Source organism: Nonomuraea sp. NPDC048882, from assembly GCF_040649755.1.
GTDB classification, from domain to species: domain Bacteria; phylum Actinomycetota; class Actinomycetes; order Streptosporangiales; family Streptosporangiaceae; genus Nonomuraea; species Nonomuraea maheshkhaliensis.
Window position 1 is genome coordinate 25,930 of sequence record NZ_JBEZGB010000027.1, and the last position, 13,091, is coordinate 39,020.

The following is a 13,091-nucleotide window of genomic DNA, read 5'->3' on the forward strand; positions in this document are numbered from 1 at the left end:
TCGGTAGACAGGTAATTAGCTAATTGCCATAATGCCTTAGTGATGGACGTCGACCTGATCAAGGCGCTGGCCAGTGACAAGCGGCTGCTGATCCTGGAGTGGTTGCGCGATCCCGTACGTCACTTTCCGCCGCAGCGCGACGGCGATCTCGTACGGGACGGCGTCTGCTCGCTGTTCATCGCCGAGAAGCTGGGTGTGAGTCAGCCGACCTGCGGCGAGCATCTCAAGGTGCTGGCCAAGGCGGGGCTGGTTCGCGGCACCAGGATCAAACAGTGGGTGTTCTACCAGCGTGACGAGGAGCGGATCGCCGCGGCGAAGGAGTTGTTGAGCGGTGAATGGTGAGCCGAACGGCGCCTACGAGCGCCTGATCGCCGACATGGATGCCGGCGGGGCGCGGTACCGGGTGATCGAGCACGCGCCCGAGGGCCGGACCGAGCTGGTCAGCGCCCTGCGCGGGCATGATGTGGCGCAAGCCGCCAAGTGCCTGATCGTGATGGTGAAGGTGGGTAAGAAGCAGACGCGTCACGTGCTGGCCGTCGTGCCCGGTGATGCCCGGCTCGATCTGCAGGCCGTCAAAGCGCTGCACGACGGTACGTACGTGTCCTTCGCCGCCAAGGAGAAGGCCGAGGAGCTGGCGGGGAGTGTGAGCGGGACGGTGTTGCCGTTCAGCTACGATCCCAGGCTTGAACTGGTCGCCGATCCGTCGTTGCTGGATCAGCCTGAGCTTTATTTCAACGCGGGGCGGCTTGATCGTTCTGTGGCGCTGGTGACCGAGGATTATGTTCGGCTGGCGGCGCCGCGGGTGGCCAACATCACGGTCCCTGGTAGCTGATCGGCGGTCGGCATGCAGGCGGCCGCGCCGAAGGTGTCGTTCCTGGTCAGGTTGAGCAGGTGGGTGCGGGGGCGGTGTTGGTGCTGGTCCAGGAGGCAAGGAAGCCGAACGTGGTCGCCGCGCCCGGCGCCAGCTGCCCGTTCCAGCCGGCGTTCCGTACCGTCACCGAGGAGCCGTTCGCGCTCAGCGTCCCGCCCCACAGCTGGGTGATCCGCTGACCGTCGGCGAACGTCCACGCCACCGTCCAGGCGCTGATCGGGGAGGGGCCGGTGTTCGTGACGGTGACCTCGGCCTGGAAGCCGCCCTGCCACTGGCCGGTGCGCTGGTACGTGGCGGCGCATCCACCAGAAGGCGGCGGTGGTGTGACCACGGTGTCGAGGGCGTCCACCAGGGGCGGGTACCACTTGTCGGACATCTTCTGGTCGCCCGCCGCGTTCGGGTGCACCCCGTCGTAGGTGTCGGTGGCGGTGCTGAAGCCCGTCCACTGGTCCACGACCGTGATCGGCGACTGCGGGGTGGTCGTGGCGGCGGCCCAGGCGGGGATGGCGTTGTTGAAGGTCACGGTCCGCTGGGCGCAGTCGGCGCAGCTGGAGGGGTTCATGGGGATGATCTTGGCGACGAGGATCCTCATGTTCGGGTTGCTCGCCCGCATCTGGTTCACCATCGTGGTGAACGCGCTGAGGATCGTCGCGGGGGCGATGTTGCTCCACACGTCGTTGGTGCCGAAGTGCATGAGCACCACGTCCGGCCGGGTGGCGGCGAGCCAGCCGGTCAGCAGACCCTGGTTCGCCACATTCGTGGCCAGGTAGCCGCCGTGGCCCTCGTTGTCGCCGTCGTGCGCCACCCCGCAGCCCTGGGGCGGCAGGGTGCCGACGAAGTCGACGTTCGTGTGGCCGGTGCTCTGGAGGCGGTTCCAGAGCAGGGCGCGCCAGCAGCCGGGGGATCCGGTGATCGAGTCGCCCAGAGGCATGATCCTGACGGGGGCTGCGCTCGCGGTGGCCGTGGTGGCGAACAGCACCGCCGCGGCCAGCGCCACTATCGCGGCCAGCACGGAGCCGATCTTGCGCATGGTCTGCTCTCCCGTCGTCAGCCTGCGCAGATCGTAGGATCGCGGGCCGTACGACGGGAAGGAAGTCACCGACGAGGGACGCTTGACCTGGGGGTACGGATGTAACTTTCAGCCGCCGACGGCGGCGGGTCAGCTGCGGACCACCGCAAGCGGGCAGGGCGTGTGGTGCAGGAGAGCCTGGCTGATCGAGCCCAAGAGCATCCCCGCCAACTGCCCATGCCCCCGCGACCCCACCACCAGCAGATCGGCCCCGGCGGCCGTCTCGCGGAGCACCTCGACCGGATGGCCGTGCACGACCTCCGTCACCACCTCGACGCCAGGGTGCCGCTCCCGGTGCTCGGTCAGCGACTCCTTGAGCCGGCGCAGCGTGTCCTGTTCGCTGCCGCGGTCGGCCGGTGGGAAGCCGCCGGCCTGCGGCCAGGCCCACGCCTGTACGGCGCGCAACCGCGCCCCGCGCAGCTCCGCCTCGGTGAAGGCGAACTCCAGTGCCTGCCCGGCGCTGGGCGAGCCGTCGGTGCCGGCGACGATCTCGCCCCGGACGGCCGGGGGACGTTCGTGGACGAGGACGACGTTCGTCCGTGCGTGCGCCGTGACGCCGTGCGCGACGGATCCGACGAGCAGGCCGCGCACGCCGCCGATGCCGCTGCTGCCGACGACCAGCAGCTCGGCGTCCTCGGACGCCTTGATCAGCGCGGTACGGGGATCGCCCGGCAGCAGGACCTGCTCCACCGGCACCTGCGGAGACTCCCGCAGGGCGCGGTCGCGGGCCGCCGCGAGCACGGTGTCGGCGCCCTCGCGCATCCACCGGGCGACCTCGGCGTAACGTACGGTGTCCTCCTCGCACACCCACTTGGGCACGGCGTGCGCCACGGTCAGCGGCGATCCGCGCAGCGCGGCCTCGGCGGCGGCCCAGCCGGCTGCCTCCAGGCCGGCGCGGGAGCCGTCCACCCCGACGATGATCACAGGTTCAGCTCCTCAGGACAGCGCGTAGCATTCGACCTCGGCGCGGCGGAACGAGATCCCGTTCGCCTGGGAGTCACGGACGCAGGCGCGCTCGGACCTGCTGAGCCGCAGCGTGCCGCAGACGGTCACGCCGGAGTAGGTGCGGCAGTCGAGCCGCCTGTCGTCGGCGCCGACGCGGTACATCTCTCTGACCGCCGCACGGCACTTGGCCTTGCCCGTGTCGGCGTAGCGGCACTGGGCGATGAGAGTGTCGTACTGTTCCTGGCTGACTTCGTGCTGGTCCATGCCGTCCCCGGCGGCTGCGGTGGCGCCGGACGCGGCCATCACGACGAGTAGTCCTGCGACAGCAGCGAATCTCTTCATGTTCCCCCTGATGGGGACCGTACCGCTCACGGCGATCGTCAAACCTCGACGCCAGGTTTCGGGTGGGGGCAGGCGTGGGTACGATCATCGCCGACCAACGCGGGAGCCCGGTGCAGACCGGGCTGAGAGGACGGCTGACAGCCGCCGACCGCCAGAACCTGCTCCGGGTAATGCCGGCGAAGGGAGTTTGCGCGATGAGCAGCGCGCGCTTTTCCAAGATCTACTCCGGTGACCTCCGCGTGCCGATGCGGCAGGTCCGGTTGTCCAACGGCTCGGTGGTGACGTTGTACGACACCTCGGGCCCCTACACCGACCCCTCCTTCGAGCCCGACCCGCGGCGTGGGCTGCCGCGCCTGCGGGAGGAGTGGATCGAGGCGCGGCGGGCGGCGGGTGAGCCGGTCACGCAGGTCGGCTGCGCCCGGCGCGGGCTGGTGACCAAGGAGATGGAGTTCGTGGCGGTGCGCGAGGGGGTGAGCCCCGAGTTCGTCCGGCAGGAGGTCGCGGCGGGCCGGGCCATCATCCCCGCGAACGTCAACCATCCCGAGTCCGAGCCGATGATCATCGGCCGGGAGTTCCTGGTCAAGATCAACGCCAACATCGGCAACTCCGCCGTCACCTCCTCGATCGAGGAGGAGGTCGAGAAGATGACCTGGGCCACCCGGTGGGGCGCCGACACGATCATGGACCTGTCGACCGGCGACGACATCCACGAGACCCGCGAGTGGATCCTGCGCAACTCGCCGGTGCCGGTCGGCACCGTGCCCATCTACCAGGCGCTGGAGAAGGTCAAGGGCCGGCCGGAGCTGCTGTCGTGGGAGGTCTACCGCGACACGCTGATCGAGCAGTGCGAGCAGGGCGTCGACTATGTGACGGTGCACGCGGGCGTGCGGCTTTCGTACGTGCCGCTCACCGCCACCCGCAAGACCGGGATCGTCTCGCGCGGCGGCTCGATCATGGCGGCCTGGTGCCTCGCGCACCACCGCGAGAGCTTCCTGTACGAGAACTTCGCCGAGATGTGCGAGATCCTGGCCCGCTACGACGTGTCGTTCTCGCTCGGCGACGGGCTGCGTCCAGGATCGATCGCGGACGCCAACGACGAGGCCCAGTTCGCCGAGCTGCGCACGCTGGGCGAGCTGACCGGCATCGCGCGCGAGCACGACGTCCAGGTGATGATCGAGGGGCCGGGCCACGTGCCCATGCACAAGATCAAGGAGAACGTCGACCTGCAGCGCGAGCTCTGCGACGACGCGCCCTTCTACACCCTGGGCCCGCTCGTGACCGACGTCGCGCCCGGCTACGACCACATCACCTCGGGCATCGGGGCCGCCATGATCGGCTGGTTCGGCACCGCCATGCTCTGCTACGTCACCCCCAAGGAGCACCTCGGCCTGCCCGACAAGGACGACGTCAAGACCGGCGTGATCACGTACAAGATCGCCGCCCATGCCGCCGACCTGGCCAAGGGGCATCCGCGGGCGCAGGAGTGGGACGACGCGCTGTCCGACGCGCGCTTCGAGTTCCGCTGGGAGGACCAGTTCGACCTCTCGCTCGACCCTGACACCGCCCGTTCCTTCCACGACGAGACGCTGCCGGCGGCGCCGGCCAAGACCGCGCACTTCTGCTCGATGTGCGGGCCCAAGTTCTGCTCGATGCGGATAAGTCACGACATCAGGCAGGCGGGGTTCGAGGAGAAGGCGGCCGAGTTCAGGCGGCTCGGCGGCAACATCTACGTGGAGTGATCCGTCCGACGTTCGGCTAACCGGGGAGCGTCTCGCCGCCGATGGGGGCCAGGACCTCGCCGGTGTAGTACGACGACAGCCGGTTGGAGGCGAAGAACACGTACGAGGGGGCGATCTCGTCGGGATCGGCGGGTCGCCCCATCGGCACCTGCTCACCGAACGACTCCACCTTCTCCTCGGGGAAGGTGGCCGGGATCAGCGGTGTCCACACCGGCCCTGGGGCGACGGCGTTGATCCTGATGCCGCGTTCGACCAGGTTCTGCGCCATGGAGTAGGTGAAGGCGTTGATCGCGCCCTTGGTGGCGGAGTAGTCGATGAGCGTCTTGTTGCCACGCAGGCCGTTGATCGACGAGGTGTTGACGATCGCGCCGCCCTTGCCCATGTGGGCGAGCGCGGCCTTCGTGACGCGGAAGTAGCTGTGGATGTTGACCGCGAACGTGTGCTCCCACTGCTCGTCGGACAGCTCCTCCAGGCCGTCCACCGGCTCCTGGTAGGCCACGTTGTTCACCAGGACGTCCAGGCCGCCCAGCTCCGACACGGCCTGCTCGACGACCGAGGCGCAGTGGGCGCGGTCGCCGAGGTCGCCGGGCAGCAGCACGCAGCGCCGCCCGGCCGCCTCGACCAGCGAGGAGGTGTGGGCGGCGTCCTCATGCTCGCTCAGGTACGCGATCGCCACGTCGGCCCCCTCCTTGGCGAAGGCCACCGCGACCGCCCGGCCGATGCCAGAGTCGCCGCCGGTGACGAGGGCCTTCTTGCCGTCCAGCAGGCCGCGGCCCACGTAGTCACGCATCTCGTCACGCGGCTGCGGCGTCATCTCGCCGCTCTTGCCCGGGTACGGCTGGCTCTGGGGTGGTGGCGTCTGCGACATGCCCTCCGGCCTGCCCTTGATCGGGTACGGCTAACGCCAGGGGCCGGTCATCTGACGAAGCCCTGCGAGCGCAGCCAGTCGCGGGCGACCAGTACAGGGACGTCGCCGTCCACGTCCACCTGGGCGTTGAGCCGGCGGATCACGTCGTCGGTGAGCTTGGCGCTGATGGGCGCGAAGATGCGGGCGATCTCCGGATGGGCCTTGGCCACCTGGCTGCGGATGGTCACGGCCGCGTTGTACTGCGGGAAGAAGTGTTTGTCGTCCTCCAGCAGCACGAGGCCGAGCGCGTCGATGCGGCCGTCCGTGGTGGTGATCATGCCGAGCGTGCACTGGCCGGCCGCGATCGCGTTGTAGAGCACGCCGGTCGACATCCGGCGTACGTTGCTCCGGGGGACGTCCTTGCCGTACTGGAGGCCGTAGCCCTTGAGCATGCCGAGGAAGCCGTCGTCGCGGCCGAAGGTCTCGTGGTCGACGCAGAACGTGCGCTGGGCGACCGGGACCTTCGTCATGTCGGAGATCGTCTTCAGGCCGTACCTCTCGGCCGTGGCGCGGGTGACGCCCATCGAGTAGCTGTTGTTCAGCGGGGCAGGCGGCAGCCAGACGATGCCGTTCTCGCGCAGGTCGAGGTCGCGTACGGCTGCGTACTGCTTCTCCGCGTCGGGGATCGCCTTCGTCTGGCCGAGGTAGGTGATCCAGCCGGTGCCGGTGTACTCCCACATCAGGTCGGCGTCGCCGCGGGTCAGCGAGGTCCGGGCGTTGACGCTGCCCTGCACGTTCGTCTGGTCGGACACGTCCGCCCCGGCGGCGGTGAGCGCGACCACCGCGATCTTGCCGAGCACGAGCTGCTCGGTGAACTCCTTGGACGTCACCCGCACCTTGATGCCTTCGAGCGAGGGGATCGGGCGGATGCTGCCCGGCTCGATCGGCGGCACGAACGACGACGCGGGGCGCAGCCCGCACGCCGTCACCGCGACGAGCACGAGCAGCGTCACCATCATGCGAGACCTCATGAGAGGCCCTTCGGTGCCAGGTAGCGCTGGGCCAGGCCGCCCAGCCAGTCGAGGATCAGCGCCAGCACCGCGATCAGCACGCATCCGGTGACGAGGATCAGGTTGCGCTGCGTGCTCACGCCCGTGGTGATCAGGTCGCCGAGCCCGCCGGAGCCGATGAACGCCGCGATGCCCGCCGTGCCGACGTTCAGCACGAGCGTGGTGCGTACGCCCGACAGGATGATCGGAGCCGCCATCGGCAGCTCCACCTTGAACAGCACCCCCGCCGCCGACATGCCGATGCCCCGCCCCGCGTCGGTCAGGCGCGGATCGACCTGGTCGAGGCCGACCATCGTGTTGCGCAGCGTCGGCAGCAGGCTGTAGGCGAACAGCGCCGCCACCGCCGTCCAGAAGCCGATCTGGAACACCACCGCCAGCAGCACCACCAGCCCCACCGCCGGGGTCGCCTGCCCCACGTTGACCAGGGCCAGCACGAACGAGGTCGCGCGGCGCAGGCCGCGCCGGGTGAGCAGCACGCCCAGCGGCAGCGCCACCACGAGCACCAGCACGGTGGAGAAGAAGACCAGCTGGATGTGCTCCCACGTGCGGCGGAACAGGAACGGCAGGTTGAGCGAGCCGCGTTCGATGCCGTCGAGCGGCGCCAACTGGGTGTAGAGGACCATCGCGACGCCCACGGCCAGGTAGGCCAGCAGGGGCAGGAAGACGTGCCACGACCGGCCGATCTCCGGCTCGGGGGTCGTGGCCTCCCTGGCGGCGGCGCTTTCGATCGTCACGGCGCTTCCGCGGCGCTTGCCGCCGTCATCCTGCGCAGGCGTCGCTCGCGTTCGCGGGCCTTGATGGCGGCGATCGCGTTCTGCACCGTGGCCAGCGAGAGCGAGCCCGCGTACGCCTGCCGCCTGCCCACCACGGGGACGTTGTCGGTGTCGGCGTTGAGCAGCTCTTCCAGGGCGTCCTGCAAGGTCATGCGGTGGCTGAGGGCGCCGGTGATCGGGTCGCCGGCCTCTCCGACCGGGCCTTCGCGGCCTTCGAGGTGGTCCAGGCCGATCCAGCGGAGCGGGCGGCGCATGCCGTCGATGATCAGCGCGTACCCGCGCCCGTCACGCTCGATCTCGGCCCGCAGCTCCTGTGCGTCGGCGTCCTCGGAGGCGTAGAGGACCTGGTCGAGCTCGATGTCGCCCACCTTGGTCAGGCGCAGCAGCCGCATGGAGGAGCCGGCGCCGAGAAACTGTTCGACGTATTCGTTCGCAGGGTTGGTGAGGATTTCGGTGGGTCTGGCGTACTGGACGATGTGGCCGGGCCGCTGCATGACCGCGATGTGGTCGCCGATCTTGAGCGCCTCGTCCACGTCGTGGGTGACGAAGACGATCGTCTTGGCCAGGTCGTCCTGGAGGCGTAGCAGCTCGTCCTGGAGGCGTTCGCGGCTGATGGGGTCGAGGGCGCCGAACGGCTCGTCCATGAGCAGGACGGGCGGGTCGGCGGCCAGCGCCCTGGCCACGCCGACGCGCTGCTGCTGGCCGCCGGACAGGCGGCGCGGGTAGGTGTCGCGGTACGTGCCGGGATCCAGGCCGACCAGCTCCAGCAGCTCGTCCACGCGTTCGGCGATGCGCCGTTTGTCCCAGCCGAGCATCTTCGGCACCTGCGCGATGTTGGCGGCCACGGTCATGTGGGGGAACAGCCCGGCCTGCTGGATCACGTAGCCGATGTGGCGGCGCAGCCGGTCGGGGTCGATGCCGCGCGAGTTCTGGCCGCCGATGAGGATGTCGCCGGACGTGGGCTCGATCAGGCGGTTGATCATGCGCATGGTGGTGGTCTTGCCGCAGCCCGAGGGGCCGAGCAGGACCACGATCTCGCCGGCCGGGATGTCGAGGTCGAGCTCGTGCACGGCCGGTTCGCGGCCTCCGGGGAACGCCTTGGTCACCTTGCGCAGCTCGATCGGCACGCCGCTGGTGGGCTGGTCAGCCATGAGCGCCTCCCATGGCGGCCCGCCGTTCGCCGGGGGTGGTGAACCGGCCGATCAGCACGAAGACGCCGTCGAAGAGCAGCGCCAGGATCGCCACCCCGATCGTCCCCGTCAGTGCGGAGTTGACCGCGTTCGCGCCGCCGAGCCGGGCCAGGCCCGAGAAGATCTGCTCACCCAGCCCGGGGCCCGAGACGTAGGCGGCGACCGCGCCGATGCCCATGGCCAGCTGTGTGGCGACCCTGATGCCGGTGAGGATGACCGGCCAGGCCAGCGGGAGCTCGATCCTGGTCAGCAGCCGGCGGCGGCTCATGCCGATGCCGCGGGCCGCGTCCACCAGCAGGGGATCGACGCCTTGCAGGCCGACGATGGTGTTGCGGATGATGGGCAGCAGCGCGTACACGACGATCGCGGTCACGCTCGGCGCCACGCCCAGGCCGAGCGGCGGGATCAGCAGGCCCAGCAGGGCCAGCGACGGGATCGTGAACAGCACGCCCGCGATGGTGGTGGCGAGGGCCGAGGGTCTGGGACGGCGGTAGGTCGCCACGCCGATGAGCACGCCCAGAATGGCCGCGATCAGGACGCATTGGGCCACCATGCTGGCGTGCTGGACCGTCTCGAAGAGGATGAGGTCCCACCGATCCTCGACGTAATCCCACAGGCTCATCCCCTAGGACTTAACCAAGCTTGTCAACCTCAAACGTCACAGACGTCACTTCTGTCGCGTGTGGTGGGGTTTGCCGAGGTGGGCTTTACGGCCTTGGGCCGGCCGATGGATCACATCAGATCGGCGGTGAAGTGCGCCATGGTGGCCAGCCAGCGGTCGGGGTCCTCGGCCTTGCGGCGGGCCAGGTCGGCGACCTCCGGGTGCGGGAAGATGTGGAAACGTTCGGCGGCCAGGCCGTCGATGACGGCCGTGGCCACGTCCGCCGGGTCGAGGATGGCTCCGGCGGCGTGCACGGCCTTCGCGGTCGGGTGGCCGGTCTCGATGCCGTGCTCCAGCATCGCCGTACGCACGCCCTGCGGGCACAGGACGCTGACCTTGACGCCCTTGGGGGCGTAGTGAACGGCCACCCACTCGGCGAACGCGATCGCCGCCGCCTTCGTCACCGCGTACGGGGCGTCGCCCGGGCAGCCGAGCAGGCCGGCGGCCGAGCAGGTGTTGAGCAGGTAGCCGCCGCCGCGGGCGACCATGGAGGGGACGGCGGCGCGGGCGGCGTACACGTGGGCCATGAGGTTGACCGAGAAGAGGCTGTTCCAGTCCTGGTCGGTGGCGTCCAGGCCGCGGCCGTCGATGATGCCGGCGTTGGAGCAGAACAGGTCCACCGGGCCGAACGGGGTGTCGACCAGGGCGGCCACGTCGGACTCCGAGGAGACGTCCGCGCGTACGGGGACGGCCCTGTCGCCGATCTCCTTGGCCACGGCGGTGGCGCCCGCCTCGTCCAGGTCGGCGACGACCACGCCGGCCGCGCCCTCCTCGGCGAACCTGAGTGCCAGCCCGCGGCCGATGCCGCTTGCGGCGCCCGTGACGACGACGACCTTGTCCCTTACCAGCATGATCGCTCCTCCGTGCCGGGGGCGGCTGCTTCGAGATTAGAACATGATTCTACTGTCGGTGGAGCGCTTTCAGATGAGAGGTTTCTCATCTGTGCCTCAGCGTGGTCTCCTCGAAGGACGACAGGGTCATGCTCATGAAACATCGGGGAGCGGTGATCCTGCTCGGTCTCGGGGTGGCGGCGGCGGGGTTCATGTCGATACAGCTGGTGCGGGCGGCCGAGGTGGGGCCGGATCTGGGCGGGCCGATCGTGGTCTCGTCCTCTCCGTCGCCGTCCTCCTCACCGGGCCGGCGTACGGGGACGCCCTCGCCCTCGTCCTCGCTGCCTGCGGACGGAAGGAGCGCGGAGCCTTCCGACGGAAGGAGCGTGCGGCCTTCGGGCGACGCCAGGGCCACGACGACGGTCACGCCTACCGCTACCCCCTCGGCTACGGCGACGGCTTCGGGTGAGGAGAGCAGGAGCGGGCGGTCCACGGTGCGCAGGTCGAGGGCCGAGCCGGTCGAGCCGCCCGCGCCCAGACCTGGGGGCGGCGACGATGATGACGACGGTGGTGGCGACGATGACGGCGATGACTGATGGGGCGGGCGCATGTGGGTGAGCGCCCGGGCCCGGATCGTGGGCTGGATGCTGTCCGTCGTGGGCCTCGCCCTGTCGGTGGCGATCTTCGCGACCTGGACCGTCCTGCTCACCCGGCTCGACGACCGGATCTCCGCCGAGCTGCGCAACGAGGTCCACAAGCTCAGGATCTACGCCGGCAGCGCGCTCGACCCCGGGTCAGGAGAGCCGGTGACCGACGTCGACGACCTGCTCACCGGCTATCTCCGTCTCAACGCCCCCGACCGCTGGGAGACCTTCTTCACCATCATCGACGGCAAGGCCAGCAAGGCCACCTTCATCCCGCCGCCCGTCCCCATCGACGGCGACGACGCCCTGGTCGCCCGGATGGCCACCGCGACCAGGGTCGTCCGCGCGGCGCTGGAGACCACGCAGGGAACGGTCCAGTACGCCGTCATCCCGGTCACCGTGGCCGGCGATCCCCGCCAGGGGCACCTCGTGGTGGCGATCTTCTACGACCTGCACCGCGACGAGATCGTCGACGCCGTGCGTGTGCTCGGGCTGTCCGCGCTGGCGGCGATGGGGCTGGCGGGGGCGGCCGGATGGTTCGTGGCGGGGCGGGTGCTGGCGCCCATCCGGCTGGTGCGGATGACGGCGGAGCAGATCAGCGACTCCACCGATCTCACCCGCCGGCTCTCGGTGCCCGGCGACGACGACGTGGCGGCGCTGGCGGGGACGTTCAACCACATGATCGACCGGCTCGAACGGGCCTTCGTCGTGCAACGGCACTTCATGGACGACGCCGGCCACGAGCTGCGTACCCCGATCACCGTCATCCGCGGCCACCTGGAGCTCATGGGCGACGACCCCGGCGAGCGGGCCGAGACCCTCGCGCTCGTCACCGACGAGCTCGACCGGATGAACCGCATCGTCGACGACCTGCTCATCCTGGCCAAGGCCGAGCAGCCGGGCTTCCTCACGCTCGACAACGTCGAGCTGGCCGATCTCACGGTCAGCGTGGTCGCCAAGGCGCGCGCGCTCGGCCCCCGCCGCTGGCGGGTCGACGAGGTGGCCGAGGCCCGCCTGCCCGCCGACCGCCACCGGCTCACGCAGGCGCTCATGCAGCTCGTGGCCAACGCCGTGCGCCACACCGCCGACGACGACCTGATCGCTGTCGGCTCCGCCGTCCGCGACGGCCGGGTCGAGCTGTGGGTACGCGACAGCGGCCCCGGCGTCCCGCCCGCCGAGCGGGAGCGGATCTTCGGCCGGTTCGTCCGCGGCGCGGGACGTGCCGGCACCTCCGACGGCGCTCCCGACGGGGCCGGCCTGGGCCTGGCCATCGTCAGATCCATCGCCCAGGCTCACGGAGGCACCGTGCAAGTGACGGACGCTCCCGGCGGCGGAGCCTGTTTTGTCATGTCCCTGCCCATGTGGGAGTTGTGGAGGCTGCATTGAACCGGATCCTGATCGCCGAGGACGAGGCCAGAATCGCGTCCTTCGTGGAGAAGGGGCTGCGGGCCAACGGCTTCGTCACGGCCGTGGTCGGCGACGGGGTCGCGGCCTACGACCTGGCCGGTGCGGGCGGGTTCGACCTGCTCATCCTCGACATCGGGCTGCCGTTGAGCGACGGGTTCACGGTGCTGCGGCGGTTGCGGAGCGCGATGGTGAACATCCCGGTGATCATCCTGACCGCCCGTGACAGCGTGAGCGACACGGTGGCGGGCCTGGAGGGCGGCGCCGACGACTACATCGCCAAGCCCTTCGCCTTCGAGGAGCTCCTGGCCAGGGTGCGGCTGCGGCTGCGGGCCGACCGCACACCCGAGGTGACCGTGCTGCGCGTCGCCGACCTCTCGCTCGACCTGCGGACCAGGCGGGTCTACGTCGGGGATCGGGCTGTGGACCTGTCCACCAGGGAGTTCGCGCTGGCGGAGATCTTCTGCCGCCACCCCGACCAGGTGCTGACGCGCGAGCAGCTGCTCAGCCACGTGTGGGGCTTCGACTTCGACCCCGGCTCCAACGTGGTCGACGTCTATGTGCGTTACCTGCGGCGCAAGATCGGCGCGGACCGGATCGAGACCGTCCGGGGCACCGGCTACCGGATGAGAGTCTCCTAATCGTCACCTCACCGCCGCCTCACCCCGCCTCGACAAGCTGTTCACCAAGAGCACCACCAGCTGTT

15 protein-coding genes and 1 riboswitch are annotated in these 13,091 nt (G+C 69.9%); of the genes, 5 read left to right on the forward strand and 10 right to left on the reverse strand.

What is annotated here, in order from left to right:
- Positions 1–42: 42 nt before the first annotated feature.
- Entirely contained in the window at positions 43–342 is a 300-nt protein-coding gene (locus AB0C27_RS51010; RefSeq protein WP_357861836.1) for a winged helix-turn-helix domain-containing protein, read from the forward strand.
- Positions 332–832 (forward strand): YbaK/prolyl-tRNA synthetase associated domain-containing protein, encoded by a 501-nt coding sequence (locus AB0C27_RS51015; RefSeq protein WP_357861691.1) that lies wholly within the window; start codon positions 332–334, stop codon positions 830–832. Before AB0C27_RS51010 ends, AB0C27_RS51015 begins: the two co-directional genes overlap by 11 nt.
- 46 nt (positions 833–878) lie before the next feature.
- Here AB0C27_RS51015 and AB0C27_RS51020 read toward each other — a convergent pair whose 3' ends face one another.
- The 3 genes from AB0C27_RS51020 to AB0C27_RS51030 form a co-directional block, all read right to left on the reverse strand.
- Positions 879–1,901 carry a cellulose binding domain-containing protein gene (locus tag AB0C27_RS51020; protein WP_357861693.1) on the reverse strand — a complete coding sequence of 341 codons (1,023 nt, stop codon included), beginning with the start codon at positions 1,899–1,901 and terminating at the stop codon, positions 879–881.
- A gap of 129 nt (positions 1,902–2,030) precedes the next feature.
- Complete coding sequence (locus AB0C27_RS51025) at positions 2,031–2,864, reverse strand: universal stress protein (RefSeq protein WP_357861695.1); 834 nt, start codon at positions 2,862–2,864, stop codon at positions 2,031–2,033.
- Between the two features lie 12 nt (positions 2,865–2,876).
- Positions 2,877–3,227 (reverse strand): hypothetical protein, encoded by a 351-nt coding sequence (locus AB0C27_RS51030; protein WP_357861697.1) that lies wholly within the window; start codon positions 3,225–3,227, stop codon positions 2,877–2,879.
- 89 nt (positions 3,228–3,316) lie between these two features.
- Positions 3,317–3,429: riboswitch (TPP riboswitch) on the forward strand.
- Between AB0C27_RS51030 and thiC the strand changes: the two genes are divergently transcribed.
- The gene (gene thiC, locus AB0C27_RS51035; RefSeq protein ID WP_357861699.1) at positions 3,422–4,966 is read left to right on the forward strand and encodes a phosphomethylpyrimidine synthase ThiC; all 1,545 of its coding nucleotides are present in this window, start codon (positions 3,422–3,424) and stop codon (positions 4,964–4,966) included. (Overlaps the previous riboswitch by 8 nt.)
- 16 nt (positions 4,967–4,982) lie before the next feature.
- Here the strand turns inward: thiC and AB0C27_RS51040 are convergent, their stop codons facing one another.
- From AB0C27_RS51040 to AB0C27_RS51070, 7 genes are all read right to left on the reverse strand, one after another.
- Complete coding sequence (locus tag AB0C27_RS51040) at positions 4,983–5,834, reverse strand: SDR family oxidoreductase (RefSeq protein WP_357861701.1); 852 nt, start codon at positions 5,832–5,834, stop codon at positions 4,983–4,985.
- Positions 5,835–5,881: 47 nt separating this feature from the next.
- The gene (locus AB0C27_RS51045) at positions 5,882–6,844 is read right to left on the reverse strand and encodes a glycine betaine ABC transporter substrate-binding protein (protein WP_357861703.1); all 963 of its coding nucleotides are present in this window, start codon (positions 6,842–6,844) and stop codon (positions 5,882–5,884) included.
- The gene (locus tag AB0C27_RS51050) at positions 6,841–7,617 is read right to left on the reverse strand and encodes an ABC transporter permease (RefSeq protein ID WP_357861705.1); all 777 of its coding nucleotides are present in this window, start codon (positions 7,615–7,617) and stop codon (positions 6,841–6,843) included. Before AB0C27_RS51050 ends, AB0C27_RS51045 begins: the two co-directional genes overlap by 4 nt.
- Positions 7,614–8,807 carry a betaine/proline/choline family ABC transporter ATP-binding protein gene (locus AB0C27_RS51055; RefSeq protein WP_357861707.1) on the reverse strand — a complete coding sequence of 398 codons (1,194 nt, stop codon included), beginning with the start codon at positions 8,805–8,807 and terminating at the stop codon, positions 7,614–7,616. The genes AB0C27_RS51050 and AB0C27_RS51055 overlap by 4 nt, the downstream gene beginning before the upstream one ends.
- Positions 8,800–9,468 carry an ABC transporter permease gene (locus AB0C27_RS51060; protein ID WP_357861709.1) on the reverse strand — a complete coding sequence of 223 codons (669 nt, stop codon included), beginning with the start codon at positions 9,466–9,468 and terminating at the stop codon, positions 8,800–8,802. The genes AB0C27_RS51055 and AB0C27_RS51060 overlap by 8 nt, the downstream gene beginning before the upstream one ends.
- 110 nt (positions 9,469–9,578) lie before the next feature.
- Entirely contained in the window at positions 9,579–10,358 is a 780-nt protein-coding gene (locus tag AB0C27_RS51065) for an SDR family oxidoreductase (protein WP_357861710.1), read from the reverse strand.
- An 85-nt stretch (positions 10,359–10,443) separates the two neighbouring features.
- Positions 10,444–10,764, reverse strand: coding sequence for a hypothetical protein (locus AB0C27_RS51070; RefSeq protein WP_357861711.1), 321 nt, complete (start codon positions 10,762–10,764; stop codon positions 10,444–10,446).
- A gap of 181 nt (positions 10,765–10,945) precedes the next feature.
- Here AB0C27_RS51070 and AB0C27_RS51075 point away from each other — a divergent pair, with 181 nt between their 5' ends.
- Both AB0C27_RS51075 and AB0C27_RS51080 read left to right on the forward strand, forming a co-directional pair.
- A complete protein-coding gene (locus AB0C27_RS51075) occupies positions 10,946–12,367 on the forward strand; it encodes a HAMP domain-containing sensor histidine kinase (RefSeq protein WP_357861713.1) in 1,422 nt (473 codons plus the stop codon).
- Entirely contained in the window at positions 12,364–13,026 is a 663-nt protein-coding gene (locus tag AB0C27_RS51080) for a response regulator transcription factor (RefSeq protein ID WP_357861714.1), read from the forward strand. Before AB0C27_RS51075 ends, AB0C27_RS51080 begins: the two co-directional genes overlap by 4 nt.
- Positions 13,027–13,091 lie beyond the last annotated feature (65 nt).